The 21,613-nt window shown below is 67.7% G+C and carries 13 protein-coding genes; 5 read left to right on the plus strand and 8 right to left on the minus strand.

Annotation, left to right across the window (positions count from 1 at the left end; translation table 11 throughout):
* The first annotated feature begins 2 nt into the window (after nucleotides 1-2).
* Together glgX and ACW9UR_RS04485 are read left to right on the plus strand one after the other, a co-directional pair.
* Nucleotides 3-2,093, plus strand: coding sequence for a glycogen debranching protein GlgX (gene glgX / locus ACW9UR_RS04480; protein ID WP_458915712.1), 2,091 nt, complete (start codon nucleotides 3-5; stop codon nucleotides 2,091-2,093).
* Nucleotides 2,090-3,724 (plus strand): alpha-D-glucose phosphate-specific phosphoglucomutase, encoded by a 1,635-nt coding sequence (locus tag ACW9UR_RS04485; protein WP_458915713.1) that lies wholly within the window; start codon nucleotides 2,090-2,092, stop codon nucleotides 3,722-3,724. The genes glgX and ACW9UR_RS04485 overlap by 4 nt, the downstream gene beginning before the upstream one ends.
* Before the next feature lie 3 nt (nucleotides 3,725-3,727).
* Here ACW9UR_RS04485 and ACW9UR_RS04490 read toward each other — a convergent pair whose 3' ends face one another.
* Nucleotides 3,728-5,407, minus strand: a complete 1,680-nt coding sequence (locus ACW9UR_RS04490; protein WP_458915714.1) for an alpha-amylase family glycosyl hydrolase — start codon at nucleotides 5,405-5,407, stop codon at nucleotides 3,728-3,730.
* A gap of 206 nt (nucleotides 5,408-5,613) precedes the next feature.
* On the opposite strand from ACW9UR_RS04490, the gene ACW9UR_RS04495 reads away from it, so the two are divergent.
* Complete coding sequence (locus tag ACW9UR_RS04495) at nucleotides 5,614-7,083, plus strand: hypothetical protein (protein WP_458915715.1); 1,470 nt, start codon at nucleotides 5,614-5,616, stop codon at nucleotides 7,081-7,083.
* Between the two features lie 4 nt (nucleotides 7,084-7,087).
* On the opposite strand, the gene metH is transcribed toward ACW9UR_RS04495, so the two are convergent.
* The 5 genes from metH to ACW9UR_RS04520 all read right to left on the minus strand — a co-directional run bounded on the left by metH (nucleotide 7,088) and on the right by ACW9UR_RS04520 (nucleotide 16,491).
* A complete protein-coding gene (metH, locus tag ACW9UR_RS04500; protein ID WP_458915716.1) occupies nucleotides 7,088-9,748 on the minus strand; it encodes a methionine synthase in 2,661 nt (886 codons plus the stop codon).
* On the minus strand, nucleotides 9,745-10,791 hold the full coding sequence (locus ACW9UR_RS04505; RefSeq protein WP_458915718.1) for a homocysteine S-methyltransferase family protein: 1,047 nt from the start codon (nucleotides 10,789-10,791) through the stop codon (nucleotides 9,745-9,747). The genes metH and ACW9UR_RS04505 overlap by 4 nt, the downstream gene beginning before the upstream one ends.
* A gap of 119 nt (nucleotides 10,792-10,910) precedes the next feature.
* Nucleotides 10,911-13,493, minus strand: a complete 2,583-nt coding sequence (locus ACW9UR_RS04510; RefSeq protein ID WP_458915719.1) for an AAA family ATPase — start codon at nucleotides 13,491-13,493, stop codon at nucleotides 10,911-10,913.
* On the minus strand, nucleotides 13,490-14,623 hold the full coding sequence (locus ACW9UR_RS04515) for a metallophosphoesterase family protein (RefSeq protein ID WP_458915720.1): 1,134 nt from the start codon (nucleotides 14,621-14,623) through the stop codon (nucleotides 13,490-13,492). The genes ACW9UR_RS04510 and ACW9UR_RS04515 overlap by 4 nt, the downstream gene beginning before the upstream one ends.
* A gap of 92 nt (nucleotides 14,624-14,715) precedes the next feature.
* Nucleotides 14,716-16,491, minus strand: a complete 1,776-nt coding sequence (locus ACW9UR_RS04520) for an SLC13 family permease (RefSeq protein WP_458915721.1) — start codon at nucleotides 16,489-16,491, stop codon at nucleotides 14,716-14,718.
* A gap of 148 nt (nucleotides 16,492-16,639) precedes the next feature.
* Here ACW9UR_RS04520 and ACW9UR_RS04525 point away from each other — a divergent pair, with 148 nt between their 5' ends.
* Both ACW9UR_RS04525 and ACW9UR_RS04530 read left to right on the plus strand, forming a co-directional pair.
* On the plus strand, nucleotides 16,640-17,260 hold the full coding sequence (locus ACW9UR_RS04525; protein ID WP_458915722.1) for an imm11 family protein: 621 nt from the start codon (nucleotides 16,640-16,642) through the stop codon (nucleotides 17,258-17,260).
* Between the two features lie 68 nt (nucleotides 17,261-17,328).
* Nucleotides 17,329-17,952 carry an imm11 family protein gene (locus ACW9UR_RS04530; RefSeq protein ID WP_458915723.1) on the plus strand — a complete coding sequence of 208 codons (624 nt, stop codon included), beginning with the start codon at nucleotides 17,329-17,331 and terminating at the stop codon, nucleotides 17,950-17,952.
* An 8-nt stretch (nucleotides 17,953-17,960) separates the two neighbouring features.
* Here ACW9UR_RS04530 and ACW9UR_RS04535 read toward each other — a convergent pair whose 3' ends face one another.
* Together ACW9UR_RS04535 and ACW9UR_RS04540 are read right to left on the minus strand one after the other, a co-directional pair.
* Nucleotides 17,961-20,147, minus strand: a complete 2,187-nt coding sequence (locus tag ACW9UR_RS04535; RefSeq protein WP_458915724.1) for a putative bifunctional diguanylate cyclase/phosphodiesterase — start codon at nucleotides 20,145-20,147, stop codon at nucleotides 17,961-17,963.
* 35 nt (nucleotides 20,148-20,182) lie between these two features.
* Complete coding sequence (locus ACW9UR_RS04540; protein ID WP_458915725.1) at nucleotides 20,183-21,610, minus strand: hypothetical protein; 1,428 nt, start codon at nucleotides 21,608-21,610, stop codon at nucleotides 20,183-20,185.
* Between the last annotated feature and the right edge of the window lie 3 nt (nucleotides 21,611-21,613).

Consider the following 21,613-nt stretch of genomic DNA (forward strand, 5'->3'; position numbering starts at 1 on the left):
ACATGAGTGCGGAACATGTGCTGGGGCCAGGCAGCCCCGAGCCTCTGGGGGCGACCCCGGATGCCGAGGGCGTCAATTTCGCCGTCTACTCGGCCAACGCGACGCGGATGCTGCTGTGCCTGTTCGATGCCGACGGGCTGGAGACGGCGCGTCTGCCGCTGCCCGAGCACACCTGCGGCGTCTGGCACGGCCATGTCGCCGGACTGAAGCCGGGGCAGCTATACGGCTATCGCGCCGAAGGGCCGTGGGCGCCGGGGCAAGGCCATCGGTTCAATGCGCGCAAGCTTCTGGTCGATCCCTACACGCGCGCGCTCAGCGGCCCGCTGGTGTGGGATCCGGCGCTGATGTGCCACGCCGGACCGCACGGGCAGATGGCCGAGCCGCGCGACAGCGGACCTTACGTACCGAAGTCGGTGGTCACCGAGCCGCAGCCGCCCGCAGACGAGGCGCGGCCCCGCACGCCGTGGTCGCAGACGGTCATCTACGAGGCGCACGTCAAGGGGCTGACCATGCAGATGCCCGGCGTGAAGGACCCGGGCACCTACAAGGCGCTGGGCGATCCCAAGGTCATCGCGCACCTGCAGGCGCTGGGCGTCACGGCGATCGAGCTCCTGCCGATCCACGGCTTCATCGAGGACCGGCACCTAGCGGACCGGGGGCTGACGAACTACTGGGGGTATCAGACGCTGACCTTCTTCGCGCCAGAGCGCCGCTATGCCGCGACGGACGATCCGGCTGCCGAGTTCCGCGAAGCGGTGAAGGCGCTGCACGGCGCCGGGATCGAGGTGATCCTCGACGTCGTCTACAACCACAGCTGCGAGGGTGACTGGGAAGGCCCGACGCTGATGTTCCGCGGGCTCGACAATGCGACCTACTATCGGCTGGGGCCGGACGGGCACTCCTATCTGAACGATACCGGGACGGGGAACACGCTCGATTGCGCCGAACCTGCGATGCAGCGGCTGGTGATGGACAGTCTGCGGTTCTGGGCCGGAGAGATGGGCGTCGACGGGTTCCGCTTCGACCTTGGCACCGTGCTGGGGCGCGAGGGGCGCGGCTTCGATCCCGGCGCGGGGCTGCTGGACGCGATGCGGCAGGACCCGCTGCTACGGCAGGTCAAGCTGATCGCCGAGCCCTGGGACGTGGGGCCGGGCGGCTACCAGGTGGGGGCCTTCCCGCCGCCCTTCGCCGAGTGGAACGACGTCTCGCGCGACACGATGCGGGCCTTCTGGCGCGGCGATCCGGGGCAGGTGCCGCATCTGAGCAGGGTGATCGCCGGCTCTGCCGGGGCGTTCGACCACTCGGGGCGGCCGGCGACCAGTTCGATCAATTTCCTGACGGCTCATGACGGGTTCACGCTGGCCGACGTGGTCAGCTACAACGCGCGCCACAACGAGGCCAATGGCGAGGACAATCGCGACGGCCACGCGCACAACATCTCGGACAACATGGGCGTCGAGGGACCGACGGACGATCCGAAGATCCAGGCTGCCCGCGACCGGCGGCGGCGCAACATGATCGCGACGCTGCTGGCCGCGCAGGGCACGCCGATGCTGCTGGCGGGGGACGAGCTTGGCAACAGCCAGAGCGGCAACAACAACGCCTATGTGCAGGACAACCCGACCGGCTGGCTGGACTGGGAGGGTGCGGATCCCGAGGTCGTGGAGTTCGTCGCCCGCGCCGTGCGCCTGCGCCGGGCCTGCCCGATGATGGGCCAGCGGCGTTTTCTGCATGCCGAGCAGCGCGCGGACGGTTTGCCGGACCTGACGTGGTATCATCCTGACGGGCACGCGATGCGCGCCCCGGATTGGGAGGATGACGAGCTGTTCGCGCTCTGCGTCGAGAAGCGCATGGCGGCCGGCACGCCTGACCATGCGGACAGCGACCTTGCGCTGTTCATGGTGTTCAACGCCGGCGCCGCCGTCGATGTGGTGCTGCCGCGCGGCAACGAGGCCGACTGGCAGCCCTTCTTCTGGAGCGCCGAGCCTCCGGAGGTGCATGGCGGCGCGGTGCGCGTGCCAGAACATTCCGTGGCGGTGCTCAAGCCCGCCGACGACCAGATTGCAATGCCCGAAAACGGAGCCACGAGATGACCCGTATCGCCACCCATGACACCACCCCGATCGAGGGCCAGAAGCCCGGCACCTCGGGGTTGCGGAAGAAGACCCGCACCTTCATGGAGCCGCACTTCCTTGAAAACTTCGTTCAGGCGATCTTCGACGGGATCGGTGGTGCGGACGGCAAGACCTTCGTGCTGGGCGGGGACGGGCGCTATTTCAACGACCGTGCGGCGCAGGTGGTTCTGCGCATGGCCGCCGCCAATGGCGCGGCGAAGGTGATCGTCGGGCAGAACGGTTTGCTGTCGACCCCCGCCGCCAGCAACGTGATCCGCAAGCGTGGCACCGACGGCGGCATCATCATGTCCGCCAGCCATAATCCCGGCGGTCCGGACGAGGATTTCGGGGTGAAGTTCAACACGCCCAACGGCGGACCCGCACCCGAGGAGGTGACGGGGCGGATCCACGCCGCGACGCAGGTGATCCAGCGCTACAAGATCATGGAGACGGGGGACGTCGACCTCTCGACGCTGGGTGAGACCACACTGGGCGACATGGTGGTCGAGGTGATCGACCCGGTCGAGGACTATGCCGCGCTGATGCGGGACCTGTTCGATTTCGACGCGATTTCGAAACTGTTCGCGGGCGGGTTCACCATGGCGTTCGACGCGATGCACGCGGTGACCGGGCCTTATGCCAAGCGCATTCTGGAGGGCGAGCTGGGCGCACCCGCCGGTACTGTCCGTAATGGCGAGCCGAGCCCGGATTTCGGCGGCGGCCATCCGGATCCGAACCCGGTCTGGGCTAAGGAGTTGATGGACCTGATGATGGGGCCGGACGCCCCCGATTTCGGTGCCGCCTCGGACGGCGACGGCGACCGGAACATGATCGTCGGCAAGGGGGCCTACGTCACGCCCTCTGACAGCCTCGCGGTGCTCGCGGCGCAGGCGCATCTGGCGCCGGGCTACGCGGGCGGTCTGGCCGGGGTTGCGCGGTCGATGCCGACCTCGGCGGCGGTGGACCGGGTGGCGGAGGCCAAGGGCATCGGCTGCTATGCCACGCCCACCGGCTGGAAGTTCTTCGGCAACCTGCTGGATGCCGGCAAGGCGACGCTGTGCGGCGAGGAAAGCGCCGGGACCGGCTCGAACCATGTGCGCGAGAAAGACGGGTTGTGGGCGGTGCTGCTGTGGCTGAACATCCTGGCGGCGACCGGCAAGAGCGTCGCCGACCTGCTGGCCGCGCATTGGGCCGAATATGGGCGCAACTACTATTCACGCCATGACTACGAGGCGCTGGATGCCGTGGCGGCGGGCGACCTCATGGACGGTCTGCGCGAGCAGCTGGAGTCGCTGGCCGGGGTCGAGGTGAATGGCCTGACCGTGCGCGAGGCGGACGAATTCAGCTACACCGACCCGGTCGACGGCTCGGTCGCCACGGCGCAGGGCATCCGGGTGCATTTCGAGGATGGCAGCCGCATCGTCTATCGCCTCTCCGGCACTGGCACCGTGGGCGCGACGCTGCGGGTCTATCTGGAGCGCTACGAGCCGGACCCGGCGAAGCAGCAGATGGACCCGCAGGAGGCGTTGGCCCCGGTGATCGCGGCCGCCGACGCGCTTGCGGGCATCTCGGATCGCACCGGGCGCGAGCGCCCGGACGTCATCACCTGACGCCTAACCGATCCAGGCGGCGAAGATGTCGAGCGGCTGCAGCGAGATCGTCTTGCCGTTCAGCTTCCCCTTGAAGCCGGGCAGTTCCAGCTGCTTCGGCTTCTTGGCCCAGGAGGGCAGGGCGGGCGCGGCGGGGTCTTCCGAGTAGTTGTAGACCAGGAGCAGCCGCTTGCCCGCGTGCGCGCGGACGATCAGCAGGCAGCCGTCGTCCAGCGCCTCGCACCGTTCCATGTCACCGAGTTTCAGGGCGGGCGTTTCGGCGCGCAGCTTCAGGATCGCGCGGTAGTGGTTCAGCACCGAAGCCGGGTCCGCGTCCTGCCGGTCAACGGCGCCCGGTAGATGTTCCTCCCGGATTGGCAGCCAGGGCGCGCCTTTGGTGAAGCCTGCGTTCGGGTCTTCGGCCTGCCAGAGCATCGGCGTCCGGCACCCGTCGCGACCCTTGAAGGCGGGCCAGAAGCGTTTGCCGTAGGGATCCTGGATCTCGTGGTAGTCATAGTCGGTCTCGGGCTGGGCGATCTCTTCGCCCTGGTAGAGGCAGAGCGTGCCGCGCATCCCAGCCAGCACCATCAGCGCGAATTTCGCCACCTGGTCGTGGTCCATGCCCGGCTTGGTGAAGCGGGTCACATGGCGCGGCACGTCATGGTTCGAGAACGCCCAGCAGGCCCAGCCGTCGGTCACGACCTTCTCGAACCGGTTGACGGTATGCGAGATGAACTTGGCGTCGAGCCGCGGGCTGAGCAGGTCGAACGTGTAGCACATGTGCAGCTTGTCGCCGCCGTTGGTGTATTCGGCCGTCAGCTCGATCGCCTTTGGATCGCCGATCTCGCCCACGCTGGTCGTCGCGCCGTACTCGTTCAGCAGGGCGCGCATACGCTGGTAGAAACCGATCATCTCGGGCTGGGACTTGGAATGCACGTGTTCCTGCATCCCGTAGGGATTGGTCTCGGGCGCGTCCGCCCCGATACCCGCCGGGCCTCCGAAATCCTCGCGCGGCGGGTTGGAGCGCAATTCGCGGTCGTGGAAGAAGAAATTCGCCGTGTCGATGCGGAACCCGTCGACGCCCCGCTCAAGCCAGAAGCGGCAGGTGTCGAGGATCGCATCGACGACCTCGGGGTTGTGGAAGTTGAGGTCCGGCTGCTCTTTCAGGAAGTTGTGCAGGTAGAACTGACGCCGCACGCCGTCCCATTCCCAGGACGGTCCGCCGAACACCGACAGCCAGTTGTTGGGGGGCGTCCCATCGGGCTGCGGGTCGACCCAGACATACCAGTCTGCCTTTGGGTTGGTGCGGTCCTTGCGGCTCTCGATGAACCAGGGGTGCTGGTCCGAGGTGTGGTTCATCACCTGGTCGATGATCACCTTCAGGCCCAGCACGTGCGCGCGGGCGATCAGTGCGTCGAAATCGGCGAGATAGCCGAAAATCGGGTCGACATCCGTGTAGTCCGAGATGTCATACCCCATGTCCTTCATCGGCGAGGTAAAGAACGGCGACAGCCATATCGCGTCCACGCCAAGCGCCGCGATGTGGTCGAGCCTGCGGGTGATCCCGACAAGGTCCCCGGTGCCATCCCCGTCCGAGTCCTGAAACGAGCGCGGGTAAACCTGGTAGATCACTGCGCCGCGCCACCAGTCGTTGTCGCTTTCGGAGACACCGGTGTCGGCGGGGGTGGTCGCGGGTCGGGCCATGAAGTCACCTGTCGTGGAGCGGGTGGCGGAGGGTTTTGCCTGAATGTGGCTGTGAAAAGCCTAGGGCCGGTATCAGGGGCTGGCAACGGGGCAAATGCTGTGTGGCACGGGGCACAGCGACGCGCGGGTGTTACGCCTTCGAGTTGACAGATTCACACCTGAAGGTGCCTTTGGCTCGGGACGGAATCCCGCAGGAAAGGCCGATCGTGACCGTGACAGCAGACCGGGCAAGCCCGCAGTCCAATGCCCTGACCCTCTTCCTGCCTGCTGCGCTGGGACTGGTTGTCTACGTCATGCTGATGTGGCCGTCGCTCATGGACCAGCCGGAGCCAAGCTTCGGCGACATGATCTACAATTACTACTTCCTGTCGATCATCGAGGGACGCTTCGATGTGCCCGCCCGGATCGTGAGTTCCGAGGGGCTCTACGCCCCGGATGGCACCGCATACGTCAACCAGGGTTTGGCGCCTTTGCTCACACGGATCCTGGCGGCGCCGTTCGTGGACCTGCGCGAGGTCTCGCTTGCCGGAGTGTCGGTGCTCCTGTTCGCGGCCATCGGCTCGGCGGCGGTGCAGGTAACCGCGGTGAACATCCTGACCCGGTTCGGTCCCGAGGCGCAGGAAATGCGGCGCCCGCTGCTGCTGCTTGCCGGTCTCGCAGCCTGGTTTGCAAGTCCGGGGCCGACGCTTGCCAGCAACGATTCGCTTTACCACGAACCAATTGCGGCGGCTTACGCGGCAGGAGCGCTATGGATGGCCTTCGCGGCGCGGGTGGTCGTCTTCGGTGACCGGCCGGGAAAGTGGCTCTTGCCGATGGCGCTGGCCGCAGGGATCATGGTCCACGCGCGCGAGCATGTCGCGGTGGGGCTTTACGCCGGAACCGTGTTGTTCGCGCTATGGGACCTGAAGGCCGGCGGATGGTCCCGATTGCCACACGTCGCCTTGGTGATGGCGGTACTGTTCGCCTTTGGCGCGGCGCTCCTTGGGATGAACCACGCGCGGTTCGGCAGCCTTATGCGCTCCTCCGGCGTGGAGTGGGGGTTCAGCTATTGGAACCTCTACACCGAGGAGCATGCGCGGATTGCGTATAACGACAACGCCGCAGGGGCGTTCAATCCCGCCCGCATTCCGGGCAATGCGCTGCTCTATTTCCTGGATCTGCCGAAGGAACTTGGGATCTACGATCTCGGCCCGCTGAACCGGAGGCTGACCATGGCCTGGGGCTGGGTCGGGATCGAGTCTCCGCGCTTCGGGGTCGTGTTCGCATGGGCACCGTGGTTCCTTGTGATCCTGCGGGGATTGTTTTCCCGGCCCGCTACGGCGCGGGCCGGCTGGCTAATGATTGGGGCAGGCAGTGTCGGCGCTTTGGTGGTGATGTCCTTTGCGACCCTGACCCTGCGCTATCGCGTCGACCTCTGGCCGCTGGTGATGGCCGGGGCGGTTCTGATGCTGCCACGCATTGCCGCCGCGATCCACGACGGGCGGATCGCGCTGCGGTCTGCCGTGCGGGCGGGAGGTCTGGCGCTGCTCCTCGCCTGCGGTGTCCAGTTCCCCGTGTTGCCCTACGGCATTCTGGAGTGGGACGAGCGCGGCGTCTGGAGCGAGGCGCAGTGCGCAGAGTATGCCCGGGCCAAGGGGTTCGACGCCGACGCCATCGCGCGAATCTGCGCGCTCTGACCAGTCAGGCCGGGATTTGCTCCCGCTTGCGCTCCGGCGTGTAGCCGAGGTTCGGGGCGAGCCAGCGTTCGGCCTCTTCCAGCGACCAGCCCTTGCGGGCGGCGTAGTCCTCGACCTGGTCGCGGCCCAGGCGGCCGATGCCGAAATATTGCGAATCCGGATGCGCGAAGTAGAGGCCCGAAACCGCCGATGCGGGCCACATCGCGCAGCTTTCGGTCAGCGTCAGGCCAGTGTGCCGCTCGGCGTCCAACAGCTGGAACAGCGTGCGCTTTTCGGTGTGGTCGGGGCAGGCGGGATAGCCGGGGGCCGGGCGGATGCCGCGATAGGTCTCGGCGATCAGCGCTTCGTTGTCCAGATCCTCGCCGGCGGCATAGCCCCAAAGGCTGCGGCGGACGCGGGCGTGCAGCGCCTCGGCGGCCGCTTCGGCCAGGCGGTCGGCGAGAGACTGGACAAGGATGGCGTCGTAGTCGTTGCCCTCGGCCTTCCAGCGGTCGGCCAGCGCGTGTACCTCGGGACCCGACGTCACCGCGAAGCCGCCGACCCAATCGGGTGTGCCGGTGGGGGCGACGAAATCCGACAGGCACAGGTTCGCCCGGTCGCGGGATTTCGAGCCCTGCTGGCGCAGCATGTGGATCCGGGTGGCCTCGGCCATTCGGGTTTCGTCCTGCCAGACGATGATGTCGTCGCCGTCGCGGTTGGCGGGCCACAGACCGACGACACCGCGGATCGAGAACCATTTCTCTGCCTCGATCCTGTCGAGCATGGCAAGCGCGTTCGTATAAAGCTCGCGTGCGGTGGGACCCTTGTCGGCATCGTCCAGGATCTCGGGGAACTTGCCGCGCATTTCCCAGGTCCAGAAGAAGGGCGACCAGTCGATATATTCGCGCAGATCGGCGGCGGTCATGTCGTCGACAACGGTGATGCCCGGCGTCTGCGGGGCGGGGGGCGTGTAGCCCTGGAAGCCCGCGTCGAAGGCGTTGGCGCGGGCCTCGGCAAGCGGGGTGGTCTTGCGGTCGGCCCCGGCAATGGTGGCGTCGCGCAGCTTGGCCTGATCGGCGGCAACCTCGGCCAGGAAATCCGTCTTCTGCCGCGCCGACAGAAGTCGCGAGACCACGCCCACGGCCTTGGAAGCATCGTCAACATGCACCACGCCGTGCTCGTACTCGGGCGCGATCTTCAGGGCGGTGTGTTTCTTCGACGTGGTCGCGCCACCTATCAGCAGCGGCAGGTCCATGCCGCGGCGGGTCATCTCTGTCGCGACATCGACCATGCGGTCGAGCGACGGGGTGATGAGGCCCGAGAGGCCGATCACGTCGGCCCTTTCCTCGATTGCGCGGTCGAGGATGTCCTCGGCCGGGACCATCACGCCCATGTCGACGACGTCATAGTTGTTGCACTGCAGGACGACGCCGACGATGTTCTTTCCGATATCGTGCACGTCGCCCTTCACGGTCGCCATGACGATCTTGCCCTTGGCCGAGGTGTCACCGGAGCGGCGTTTTTCCTCTTCCATGAAGGGGATCAGATGGCCGACGGCGGCCTTCATCACGCGCGCGGACTTCACCACCTGCGGCAGGAACATCTTGCCCGCGCCGAAGAGGTCGCCGACCTCGTTCATGCCGTCCATCAGCGGGCCCTCGATCACGTCGAGCGGCTTGTCCATGGACTGACGGCATTCCTCTGTATCGTCGATGACGAAGTCCGTGATGCCGTGAACCAGCGCATGGCGCAGGCGTTCGGCCACCGGGGCCTCGCGCCATTTCGGGTCTTCCTTCTTCGCCGCCTCGCCTGAATCGCGGTACTTGTCGGCAATTGCCAGCAGCCGGTCCGTGGCGTCCGGACGGCGGTTCAGCAGCACGTCCTCGACATGCTCGCGCAGCTCGTCGGGGATGTCGTCATAGACGGTGATCTGGCCCGCGTTCACGATCGCCATGTCGAGGCCCATCGGGATCGCGTGATAGAGGAAGGCCGAGTGCATCGCCTCGCGCACCGCGTTGTTGCCACGGAAGCTGAACGAGACGTTGGAAAGCCCGCCCGAGACGTGGACCAGCGGCATCGCTTCCTTGATCATGCGGGTCGCCTCGAAAAAGGCGACGGCGTAGTCGTTGTGTTCCTCGATGCCGGTGGCGACGGCAAAGATGTTGGGATCGAAGATGATGTCCCAAGGATCGAAACCGGCCTTCTGCGTCAGCAGGTCGTAGCTGCGCTTGCAGATGTCGAACTTGTGCTGCGCGGTCTCGGCCTGGCCGCCTTCGTCGAAGGCCATGACGACGACTGCCGCGCCATAGCGGCGGATGATGCGGGCCTGCTCGAGGAACGGCTCTTCGCCTTCCTTCAGCGAGATCGAGTTGACCACGCAGCGGCCCTGCACGCACTTCAGCCCGGCCTCGATCACCTCGAATTTCGAGCTGTCGATCATCACCGGCACGCGGCTGATGTCCGGCTCGGCGGCAATCAGGTTCAGGAAGGTGCGCATCGCGTGCACGGAATCGAGCAGGCCTTCGTCCATGTTCACGTCGATGATCTGCGCGCCGTTCTCGACCTGGTCGCGGGCGACATCCAGCGCGGCGGCGTAGTCGCCGTTCATGATCAGCTTCTTGAACTTCGCCGAGCCGGTGACGTTGGTCCGCTCGCCGATGTTGATGAAATTGGCGATGCTGGTCATGCGGCGCTCCCGGCTTCGAACATTTCAAGTCCCGAGAGGCGCATCCGCTGGACCGTGGCCGGTACAGTACGCGGGGCCTTGCCGCGGACGGCGTCGGCGATGGCGGCGATATGGTCTGGCGTGGTGCCGCAGCAGCCACCGACGAGGTTTACAAGGCCTGCGTCCGCCCACTCGCCCAAATGGCGGGCGGTCTGTTCGGGCGTTTCGTCATAGCCGCCCATCTCGTTCGGCAGGCCGGCGTTCGGATAGGCGCTGATCCGGGTGTCGGCGACCTGGTTGAGCGTGCGGATGTGGGCCCGCATCTCGGCCGCGCCAAGCGCGCAGTTGAGGCCCACGAACATCGGTTTGGCATGCGCCACCGACGTCCAGAACGCCTCGGGGGTCTGGCCGGTGAGCGTGCGGCCCGAACGGTCGGTGATCGTTCCCGAGATCATCAGTGGCGGCACCGGCAGGCCCTCATCGCGCAGGGTCTCGACCGCGTAGATCGCGGCCTTGGCGTTGAGCGTGTCGAAGATCGTCTCGATCAGGATCAGGTCGACGCCGCCTTCGATCAGACCGCGTGCGGCGATGCCGTAGGCCTCGGCCAGGTAGTCGAAGGTCACGCGGCGCATGCCCGGATCGTTGACATCGGGGCTGATGCTGGCGGTCTGGTTGGTCGGGCCTATGGCGCCCGCGACCCAGACCGGGCGGTCGACGGTTTCGGCAGCCTCGTGCGCCAGCCGGGCCGAGGCGAGGTTCATCTCGTGGGCCAGATGCTCCATGCCATAATCGGCCTGGGCGATGGCGGTCGCGCCGAAGGTGTTGGTGCACAGGATGTCCGCGCCGGCGTCGATGAACGCCTTGTGGATGTCGCGGATCATGTCGGGCTGGGTCAGGCTGAGCAGCTCGTTGTTGCCGCCGACGTCGCGGGGATGGTCGGCGAAACGGGCACCGCGATAGGTCGCCTCGTCGGGCTTGTGTGCCTGGATCATGGTTCCCATGGCACCGTCGAGGATCAGTATGCGGTCTGCTGCGGCTCTCGCGATGTCAAAAGTCTGGGTCATGCCTGTCCGTTCCTTGTGCCGCTGGCACGGCGCTGCTGCCGGGTGCCCGGCGTGGCGCAGATATAAAGGTTTGGCGGGCGGATACCAGTTCCGAGGGGCGTGCGACACCCCGGACGGGGTCAATCCGGTGCGCTTAGCAACTCCAGCGCGGTTCCGCCAAGGTCGCGGAACGCCCTTTGGCGGCAACTGAGCACGATGATCTGGATGTCCGCTGCCTGCCGATGCAGCGCGTCGAACATCGCCTCGATCCGGTCGTCGTCCGTATAGACCAGCGCGTCGTCGAGGATCACCGGCGCATGGCGACCGCGCGCGGCCAGCATCCGTGCGAAGGCAAGGCGCACCATCAGCGCGATCTGTTCGCGGGTGCCGCCAGAGAGCGTTTCGTATTCCTCTTCGGTCCCGGCGCGCACCAGCGCCGAGGGCAAGACCGCGTCGTCCATGCGCAGTTCGGCTTCGGGCCAGAGCAGGCGCAGCAGCGGAACGAGTTCCTGCATCACGGGGGCGAAATGCTGGTCGCGCGCCTCCTTGCGGGCGGCTTCGAGCGCGGTTTGCAGGCGGCGCAGAAGTGCCACTTCGAAACGGCAGCGGGCGGCGTCCTCCTCGGCGGCCTGAAGCCGCGCGCGCAGGTCGGCGAGTTCCTCTTCGACCGCCTCACCTGCCAGGAGGTCGATGCGGGTGTCGAGCTTCTCGCGTTCTGTCCGCAGGTCGGCCTGCCGGGACTTCGCCTGTTCGACCACCGCGCGGGCGCGGTCGAGCGCGGCCCTGGCGGCGGCGAGGTCCGGGGCCTGCTCGGCCAGGCGCTGATGTTCGGCCTTGGCCTTTTCCAGCGCCTCGGCACAAGCGGCACGGGTGCGGTCCAGATCCGCCTCGGCGGTTTCTGGATCAGTGCCTTCAAGGTCCTGCGCCGCGCGCTGCTGGCGCTGCTGGGCGCTTTCCAGCGCGGCGGCGGCGCGGGTGGCGGCGGTGCGCTCACGCTCGGCGGTCCGGCGGGCGTCGTCGAGCGCGGTTTCGGTTGCCTCGGCGGCTGCTTGTGCTTCCTCAGCGGCTTTCTGGGCGTCCTGCGTATCGGGCAGGTCCGGGGCCGGAGCGACGGGCTCGGGCAGGGCGGCAAGCTGGGTGCGGAGTACATCCAGACCGTCGGGCGCCAGCGCCGCAAGCTGCGCCTGCGCCTCGCGGCGGCGGGTCTCGGCCTCGGTGCGCGCGCGGGCCGCGGCGCGGGCCTCGTCGATGGTCTCGGCGCCCAGCACGCGCAGGGCTTCGGCCAGCGCGGCCTCGGCTTTCGGCAGGTCGTCGGCGGCAGCGATCTGGCCGGGGTGGATCGTCAGCTGGCCTAGCCCCGGCAGATCGAGCGTGCCACCCTGGGGCAGGGCCATGCGTTCCGCTTCGGACAGCGGTTGGCCGTCGTGCAGGATCTGCGCCGCGCCGGGGGCGTAGCGCATGGTGACGCCGAGCGTTTGCGAGGCCTGCGCGGCGCGGTGCAGCGCGACCTGGCGCGCGAGGTCGTCCAACCGGTCGATGGCCTTGGTATCCGGTCCGACTTTCGCGGCGGCGGCATGCGCGTCGCGCTGGTTCTGTATGTCCACCGCGCGGGTCAGAACTTCCTGCAATTGTGCACGGCGCTCGGCTTGGCCCTGCGCGCGTTCGGCCTGTTCGGCGCGGCGGAGCAGGGCGGCGGCGTTGCGCGCGATGACGCGGGCGCTGTCGGCAGCCTTTTGCGCGGTGGCAAGCGCGGCATCGGCCTTCTGGGCGGATCCGGCCAGATCCTTGTGCTGAGCTTCGGCATGCGCAAGGGCCGTGGCAGCGGCGGTCAGCTCGGCACGGGTCTTGCGCAGGGCTTCGAGCCGCTGCACGGCGGCGTCATGTTTCAGCCGGGCCGTATCCTCGGCGGTGCGCGCGGTTGCGACCGCGTCGGCATGGGCGGCGGCGGCGCTGTGCGCGGCCTCGGCATCCGAAAGCCGCTTGGCGCGGGCGGCGGTTTCCTCGGGGGCGGAAAGCTCCGAGATCTCGCGCAGCACCGCGCGGCGGCGGTCGAGATCGTCGCGCAGGTTTCGGGCGCGGGTCTCGAGTTCGGCGACCCGGGGCGTCAGCGCAGCGATCCGGTCTTCGGCGTCCTTCAGCGGCCCGCGCGCGGCACGGCCCGAGGCGGACTGGTACTGCTCCAGCTCCTCGCGGCAACGCTTGAGGGCCTCGTCCATGCGGGCGCCGCCGGTCATCGCCTCGACCTCGTGCCCGACAGAGGAGAGAAGCCCCCGCCGCGCGGCCTCGGTGTCCTTGCCATCGCCCAGCGTGGTCAGGCCCTGACGCACCCAGAGCAGCCCCGCCGGGCTGGCCGGATCGTCGGTGCCGGCAATGCGCGTGATCCAGGCCTCGGCCTCGTCGGCCTGGGCGATCAGGCGGCCGCCCTGCCGGACCTCGGCCATCGGACGCGAAAACCAGCGCTTGGTAACTGTGAACCGGCCCTCGGGCAGGTCCAGCTCCACCTCGACTTCGGGCGCGCCGCCCGCATGGGGGCGGAGGGATTTCACGTCGGCGGCCTTGGAGCGGTGCTGGATGGTGAACAGCGCCTGCACCGCGTCGAAGACCGTGGACTTGCCGTGCTCGTTCGGCGCGGCCAGCACGTTGAGACCGGGGCCGATGCCGTCGATCCGCACCGGGTCGGTGAAGCGGCGGACATCGTTCAGGCGGATCGCGCGGAGCTTCATGACCGGTCCTCGCGGACATAGCCGTAGAGCCTATTGAGAGCGGCGGCAGCCACGGCGCGGTCCTCGGCGGAGCGGTTCTCTTCGCGCGCCTCGGCCAGCAGTTCGTCGGCGGCCATACGCAGCGCGCCCGCGCGGTCGATGCTGTCGAGATCGTCGGCCTGATACTCGGTCGCGAGCGCCGACGTATCCAGCAGGAACTGTGCGAACTCGGGCGCGGCGGCCTCGGCCGCATCGCTCAGTGCGGCCTGGTCAGCCAGCGTCGCGCGCCCGGTGGCGCGGATCCGCAGCAGCGTGTCGCGGCGGGCGGCGGCGTCGCTGGGCAGCAGTGCGCGCAGGGCCTGAGCCGCGTTCTGGCCGGGGGTGAGAGGCAGCGGCAGATCCTGCCAGTCGAAGCTGCCGATCTCGACCGGGGCGACGGTCGGCGGCTCTCCGGGCCGGGTCAGGGTGACGGCGAGCGCGAGCCCGCGACCCTGGTGCTTGTAGCCGTCGCGCTCGGGCGCGCCGGGATAGAAGGTGCGCGGGCCGACCTCGACCATGCCGTGCCAGTCGCCCAGCGCCAGGTAATCCAGCCGCGCGGTGCGTGCGCGGTCCGGCGGGATCGTGTCGCGAGTGTCCTCCTCGCCGAACTCTTGTACCGCGCCGTGGGCAAGGCCGATCCGCAGTGCCTCAGGCTGGCTGTCGTCGGTGGCGAACCATTCGGTCAGATCGCGCCCCGGATAGCGGCGCGTGGCAGGGGCAGGCAGCAGCCGGACACCGGGGGCAAGCTCCACCGGCTCGGGATCGCGCAGCAGGCCGACATTGGCAGGGGCCTGGTCCGCGACGCGGGACCAGAGCGCCTCGGCGGCGAGGCTGTCGTGGTTCCCGGGCAAAAGCCACCAGGTCAGCGTCGGGTCCGCGCCCATGGCCGAAAGTGCCTGCCGCCAGACCGGGTCCGAAGGGGTTTCGGTATCGAAGATGTCGCCGGCGACCAGGATATGTGCCGCTCCGTGATCCCGCGCGGCTTGCGCCAGACGGGCAAGGGCGCCGTGCCGCGCCTCGGCCAGTCGGCCGCGCAGGGCCTCGTCCGGCAGGGTCGAGAAGCGCTTGCCGAGATGCAGGTCGGCGGTGTGCAGGAAACGGAACTCGGTCAATGCTCGGGCCTTCGGGTCAATAGGCCTCAGGGATGGCCGAGGCCGCGGCGCGGATCAAGGGGAAGTTGTCTCCACCCTTTGTCGGCGCAGCCTTACAACGGCCGGAAGGTCAGGATCGCCGGGATGCCGACGGCGAGGACCAGAATTTCCAGCGGCAGGCCAACGCGCCAGTAATCCCCGAACCGGTAGCCGCCGGGGCCCATGATGATCGTGTTGTTCTTGTGCCCGATGGGCGTGAGGAACGCGCAGGAGGCCGCGACCGCCACGCCCATCAGGTAGGGGTCGGGATTGGTCTGGGTCGCGTTCGCGATCTGGACGGCGACAGGGGCCGCGATCAGCGCGGTCGCGACATTGTTCAGAAAGTCGGACAAGGTCATGGTGACGACCATCAGCGCCAGCAGCGTCACCCAGGCCGGGGCGCTGCCGGTCAGTTCGAGGATCGCCCCCGCGACCAGCTGCGCGCCGCCGGTCTCCTCGAAAGCGACGCCCAGCGGGATCAGGCTGGCGAGCAGCACGATCACCTTCCATTCGACGGCGTCGTAGACCTCGTTCCCGCCGATAAGACCAATGGCGCCGTAGAAGGCCGCGCAGGCGGCCAGCGCCACGGGCAGATAGACTAGTCCCAGCGCCGAGAGCGCGATGGCGAGGGCGAACGCGCCAATGGCGAGCGGAGCCTTGCGGCGCTGCACGAACCCGGTCTGGCGGCCTTCCAGCGGCAGAACGCCCAGCCAGTTCATCGCCGCCGACAGCCGCTCGGGTGTGCCCAGCAGCAGCAGCACGTCGCCGGGGCGGATCGTCAGAAGGCGCACACGTTCGCGGAAGCGCTGGCCGTTGCGGCCGACGCCGAGCAGGGTGACCGAGTGGCGCATCAGCAGGCTCAGACCCCGCGCGGTGCGGCCCGAGATCCGCGCGCCCTCTGGCACGATCGCCTCGGAGAGCGTGAGGTTGCCACCCGTCACGCCGCCCTCGTGCTTCTCGGAGCCGGCAAAGTCGAGATCCGCCTTGGCCATGAACGCCTCGATGGCCTCTGGCGCGCCCTCGACCACCAGGAAATCGCCGGCCTGGATCCGCTGCAACCTTGAGAAGCCGGGCAGGCGGCGGCCCTTTCGGGCAAGGCCGATCAGGTTGATGTCGTGCTCGTCGGCGATGGGATAGAAATCGCCCAGCCGCTTGCCCTCGTTCTCGGAGCCCTCCCCGATGCGCAGCTCGGCCACGTAGATGTTGCTGGCGAACTCCTCGGCGTCGATCTGCATGCCGACCCGGGCGGGCAGCAATCGCCAGCCCAGAAGCGCGACATAGACGATGCCCGCCAGTGCCACGGCAAGGCCCACGGGCGAGAAGTCGAACATGGTGAACGGATCGCCCAGCGCGTCCTCGCGGTATTGGGCGATGACGATATTGGGCGGCGTTCCGATCAGCGTGACCATGCCGCCGAGGATCGTGCCGAAGGACAGCGGCATCAGCGTGCGGCCCACGGTGCGCCCGGCCTTCTTCGCCGCCTCGATATCCAGCGGCATCAGCAGCGCCAGAGCGGCCACGTTGTTGATGATCGCCGACAGTCCCGCGCCCGCCGAGGCCATGATGCCGATATGTGCGGGCATCGGCCGGTCCGCCGAGATCAGGCGGGTGGCGGCCATCTCGATCACGCCGGAGTTCTGCAGGCCCCGGCTGACGATCAGCACCAGCGCGATGATGACGACCGCCGGGTGCCCGAAGCCAGAGAACACCTGCTCCTGCGGGATCAGCCCGGCGACTGCGGCGACGATCAGCCCCGCGAAAGCGACGAGGTCATAGCGCACCCGGCCCCAGATCAGGAGCGCGAAGATCACGCCGAAAAGCGCGAAGAGAAAGCCTTGCTCTTGGGTCATGGGGACGGTCCGGGGCCTCCCGCGAAATGCGCATGTCTTTCGGACATATATCTTTTTCGGGTCGCGCCCAATGGGTAGGGTAGGGCGGAATAGTTTGAGGCGGCAGAGTTTGGCCGCGGGATGGATTGGTTCAGGGGATTTCAGGCCGATGAACGACGACGACGTCTGGATGAGCTACCGCTTCATGCGGGGCAATGCGCTCTCGTTCACCAACGAGATGAGCGAGGCGGACGCGCAGTCCTATGCCGAAATGTACAGGCGAAACATGCGCGGGCACGCCGGAGGTCCCGAGGAGTTTCCCAAGGCGGTCTGGGCAAAGTATCCGGACGCACCGGTGAAGGGCGCAATGCCGGACTTCTTCAACGCCAGCGCGCGGATCGTGTCGCATCGTGTGGCCGACGTGCTCGCAACGGTCGATATCGGCGCGACCGAACTCTATCCGGTGACGGTCCTTCAGCCCGATCGGGAGACGCGTGTCCCAGGCACCTACTTCTGCATCGCGTTCCGGGAGCGGAAGGACACCTTCGTACCGGAAGCGTCGGACAGAATTCACCGTGACGGCTCGAAGCGGCAATGGCGTCCTCCCATTGCCGCGAAAGACGGCGAAATGGCGTTGCGCGCTACGGCTCGATCCGGCGTGGATCTGTGGATGGAGGAAACGCTTAGGGACTGCTTCTTCGTCAGCGGCCGCCTGGCGCGGAAGCTGGATGAGGCGGGACTGTGGCACCCGTTCGATCTGCGCAGGTGCAGGATCGTCGAGTTGCACTAGAAGTTGGTCCAGCCAGCACTCGGATTTGAAAAGGAATTTAGTGATGATGAACGACGATGAATTTAGTGATGATGAACGACGATGACGTCTGGATGAGTGACCGCTTCATGCGGGGCGATGCGCTTTCGTTCACCAACGAGATGAGCGAGGCGGACGAGCAGTCCTATGCCGAGATGTGTGGGCGGAACGAGCGCGGGGAGGCCGGAGGTCCCGAGGAGTTTCCGAAGGTGGTCTGGGCCGAGTATCCCGACGATCCCGTGAAAGGCACAATGCCGGACTTCTTCGATGCCAGCGCCCGGATTGTGTCGCATCGAGTGGTCGATGTGCTCGCGACGGTCGATATCGGATCGAGCGAACTCTATCCGGTGACGGTCCTTCAGCCCGATCGCGAGACGCGTGTGCCGGGCACCTATTTCTGCATCGCGTTTAGGGAGCGGAAGGACACCTTCGTACCGGAAGCGTCGGATAGAATTCACCGTGATGGCTCGAAACGGCAATGGCGTCCTCCCATGGCCGCGAAAGACGGCGAAATGGCGCTGCGCGCTACGGCTCGATCCGGCGTGGATCTGTGGATGGAGGAAACGCTTAGGGACTGCTTCTTCGTCAGCGGCCGCCTGGCGCGGAAGCTGGATGAGGCGGGACTTTGGCACCCGTTCGATCTGCGCAGGTGCAGGATCGTCGAGTTGCACTAAGGCTACGCCTACCGGGACGGTAGCCCGGCAGGGGCGCTTCGATGGCCGACATGGGCCAGCAGTGCCTCGGCGTCCATCGGGCGGCCAAAGGCGTAACCCTGCAGGATGTCGCAGCCGAGTTCCGCGGCGCGGCGGGCGTGGTCCAGGGTCTCGACCCCCTCGGCGATCACCTCGATGTCGAGGCACTGGCCGATCTGCACGATGGCGTGGGCCAGCGTCGCCTTGGTCATCTCGTCCAGGATCGGCGAAATGAAGCTGCGGTCGATCTTGAGGATATCGGGCGAGAGGCTCAGCAGCCCCTGGATCGAGGCGTGGCCGGTGCCGAAATCGTCGATCGCGATGCGGGTGCCCATCTCGCTCAGCTGGTCGCAGGTCCAGCGGACGATGTCGTTGGTGTCGTCAAGGTAGATCGACTCGAGGATCTCGATGCAGAAGCGCGACGGGTCCACCCCCGAGGCGCGGATGTCGTGCACCAGCGCCGGGTCTTGCAGCCGGTTGGCCGAGACGTTGACCGCGACCTTGGGCATCGCCAGCCCCTGCGCCTGCCAGGCGCGCATGTCGCGGGCGACGTGCCTGAAGACGATGCGGTCGATTTCCTTCACCAGGCCCAGCCCCTCGGCCACGTCGAGGAACTGGTCTGGGTACATCAGTCCGCGCTCGGGGTGGTCCCAGCGCACCAGCGCTTCGACCCCGGTCAGCGTGTGACTGCGGGCGTCGACCTGGGGTTGGTAGTGGACGACGAACTGGTCCTCTTCGCAGGCGTGGAGCAGTTCGGTCGCGGTGTGCTGGGTGCGCAGCGCTGTGCGATGCATGTCCTCGGTGAAGAAGGACCAGCGCGCGCGGCCCGCCGCCTTGGCGCGGTAGAGCGCCATGTCGGCGTTTGCGAGGATGCGCTCGGGCTCTTCCATGCCGGTGGTGGCGAGGGCGACGCCGATGCTGGCGCCGAAGCTGATCGAATGGCCGCGGTGGCGGAAGGGCGCGGTCGCCGCCTCGAGGATACCGTCGGCCATACGGCTGACATCGACCGCGCTGCGGGTGAGGTTGGTCAGGATCGCGAATTCGTCCCCGCCCATACGGGCGACGAAATCCTCTTCCCTTGTGTGGGATTGCAGGATCGAGGCGACATGGACCAGCAACTCGTCCCCCGCCTCGTGGCCGAGTGTGTCGTTGACCAGCTTGAACCGGTCGAGGTCGATCAGCAGCGCTGCGAAGGGCCGCTCGCGCAGGCGCAGATCGCGCAGGCGCTGCGACAGGACCTGGTTCAGGTGCCGCCGGTTCGCGAGCCCGGTCAGCGGGTCGGTCAGGGCGGCCTTCTCGACCTGTTCCTTGGCTTCGCGCAGGGCGAGGTTCTGTTCCTCGAGCGCGCGGGCTGAACGTTGCGCGGTTTCGGCGCTGCGGAAGAGGGTTTTCTGCCGCTCGCGCTCTTCCGTTGCGTCGATGGCAAGGAGGCTGAGCATGCCGTCTCCCCCGGCGCCGTGGTGGACCTGGATCACGCGGCCGTCGCGCATGGCGATGTCATAGGGCTTGCCCAGCCGTTGCAGCCGGGCGATCCGGTCGGCGACCCAGGCGTCGCCTGCCTGCTCCGCCTCGGCCAGATCGCCCGTCGCAACCGAGGCTTTCAGCAGGTCGCTGAAGGTCGCCCCCGGCGGCGCTTGCTCGGGCTTCAGGCCAAAGGTCAGGCGGAAGGCGGCATTCGCGGCGCTGAGCTTCAGGTCGGCGTCGAACAGGGCATAGCCGTGGTGCATGTGGTCGATCGCCGCCTGTTGCGGGTGCGTGGGCAGATCCGCGCGGGGCGAGGCCGTGCGCACCTGCTCGGCCGTCTTCTCGCGCGTGATGTCGGCGATGTAGCAGATCCACCAGCTGCCCTCGTCGCCCAAGCGGATCGGGGCCCAGGTCATCCGCTGCCAGTGCGGCCGCCCGTCCTTGGAGTTGTTGCGCAGCTCGACCGAGAAATACTCCCAGCCCATCAGCTTCTCGATGATCTTCAGGTGCTCGCCCTGATCGACGTCCGGTCCGGCCAGCACGCTGGCGCGGCAACCTTCCAGCTCCGACTGAGCAAAGCCGGTCAGCCGGGTGAAGGCCGGGTTGCACCAGATGAAATGCATCACCGCACCATCCGAGGGGTCGGCCCTGGCGATGGCTATGGCCTCCCGGCTGCGGTCGGCGACATGGGTGAAGAGCGCGTCGAGCGTCATGCGACCCGTTTGCCAGCAACTGGTGAATCGGTGGTTTATGCCGGCGCGGGTTGCACCTGTTTCTCGGCCGAGAGCGTGCCGATGGCGGCGAGCTTCTCGTCCGAGAGGTAGCAGTAGCGGTTGACGTGCACCGCGCCGTCTGTCCCCTCGGCCACGGCGCGGAATCGGCGCAGGACATCGTCCAGCGGGCCGTAGCCGTGGGTGATCCCACAAAGCCCGGTGCCCGGAGGCAGCTCGGCGCGGGCGGCGCGCATCTTGGCGGTAAGGTCCGCGCTGGTGCAGGGATGCTGCTCGTTCGGCTCAGGATAGCGGATGTCGTCGGGCGTGCGCGCGGTCTCCGGGGCGAGAGCGAGAATGCGCGAGAGGGCCCGGACAACCGCCTGTGGCGCAAGGCCCGCGCGGTCGGTCAGCGCCGCGAGCATGTCCGCCTCGATCATCGGCCAGTGCATCGTGTAGAGCTTCACGCCCACCTTGTCGGCCTGCGCCCCGGCACGGGAGAGGTCGAAGCCGGTCGCGATGTTCAGCGGCGGAGGGAAGCATTGCAGGAACAGCTTCTTGGTACCGCCGCTGGCCTCGTCGACGGCTTCGCGCAGGAAGCCGGCATAGTCCTCGACGATGGCGGCGCGGAAGGCCAGAAGGTCGCCCGCCACGGGGAACGCGGCGCACAGGGTCTCGCGGAAGCCTTGCAGGCAGGAGGCGTCGATCCGTGTCTCGCGGATGCTGCCCGAGGCGATGGTGTCGATCAGTTCCTGGGTACCGCGCCGTAGCGCCTCGAAGTCGAGGCCGAGGGGCGCGGCGAAGCGGGCGGCGTGCGGGTTGAAGTCGAAGAACAGCGCGTCGAAGTGGTAGGCGGGATACTCCGGCCAGTCGAACTTGAAGCCTCCGGCCTGAGGGTAGGCGCGGCAGAGGTCGGCGGTGAAGGCGCGGACATAGGCGCGCAGGTCGGGCGCGGCCAGCGATGCGTTCTTGTCGACGCGGGCGGCGAAGGGCTGGCCATTCGGCATCAGGCATTCATCGCCGGGCGCGGGGCCGCCGAATTGCACACGGTGACACGGCGGGATCGCGGCTTGTATCTGGATCCAGGTCTCGAGGCCGCGCGCTTCGGCCGCGTCGAGAAAGGCGCCGACGCGGCCACCCTCGGCCTCGGTCAGGGCGTCGGGGGCGGGGGGCTGATAAGGCAGGCCCTCGTAGAGCGACGGGTCGGGGGTGAAGCTGGGCGAGGTGGTCATCCAGACCTCGCGGCTGCCCCAGAGTGGGCGGTCCAGCAGCCGTCCCTTCCCCTTGCCGCCGTCGATCGGCGGCTCGCGGTGGCCGGTGCCCTCGGCGGATTGCGCGACCACATAGGGCGAGGTGGTGACGCTGGTGGCGCGGGCGAGATCCGCGATATTGGAGAGGACTGGTTCGACCCCGTCGGACTGGATGTATTCAGGCATCACCGTGATGCCGAGTTCCTTCAGGGTCATAAG

It is taken from the genome of Halovulum sp. GXIMD14794 (genome assembly GCF_054457455.1).

Coding starts and splice junctions, on each gene's coding strand:
- ACW9UR_RS04510 (WP_458915719.1), bottom strand. CDS start 13,493: ATGAAGCTCCGCGCGATCCGCCTGAACGATGTCCGCCGCTTCACCGAC.
- metH (WP_458915716.1), bottom strand. CDS start 9,748: ATGACCAGCATCGCCAATTTCATCAACATCGGCGAGCGGACCAACGTC.
- ACW9UR_RS04540 (WP_458915725.1), bottom strand. CDS start 21,610: ATGACCCTGAAGGAACTCGGCATCACGGTGATGCCTGAATACATCCAG.
- ACW9UR_RS04520 (WP_458915721.1), bottom strand. CDS start 16,491: ATGACCCAAGAGCAAGGCTTTCTCTTCGCGCTTTTCGGCGTGATCTTC.
- ACW9UR_RS04485 (WP_458915713.1), top strand. CDS start 2,090: ATGACCCGTATCGCCACCCATGACACCACCCCGATCGAGGGCCAGAAG.
- ACW9UR_RS04535 (WP_458915724.1), bottom strand. CDS start 20,147: ATGACGCTCGACGCGCTCTTCACCCATGTCGCCGACCGCAGCCGGGAG.
- glgX (WP_458915712.1), top strand. CDS start 3: ATGAGTGCGGAACATGTGCTGGGGCCAGGCAGCCCCGAGCCTCTGGGG.
- ACW9UR_RS04530 (WP_458915723.1), top strand. CDS start 17,329: ATGATGAACGACGATGACGTCTGGATGAGTGACCGCTTCATGCGGGGC.
- ACW9UR_RS04490 (WP_458915714.1), bottom strand. CDS start 5,407: ATGGCCCGACCCGCGACCACCCCCGCCGACACCGGTGTCTCCGAAAGC.
- ACW9UR_RS04505 (WP_458915718.1), bottom strand. CDS start 10,791: ATGACCCAGACTTTTGACATCGCGAGAGCCGCAGCAGACCGCATACTG.
- ACW9UR_RS04525 (WP_458915722.1), top strand. CDS start 16,640: ATGAACGACGACGACGTCTGGATGAGCTACCGCTTCATGCGGGGCAAT.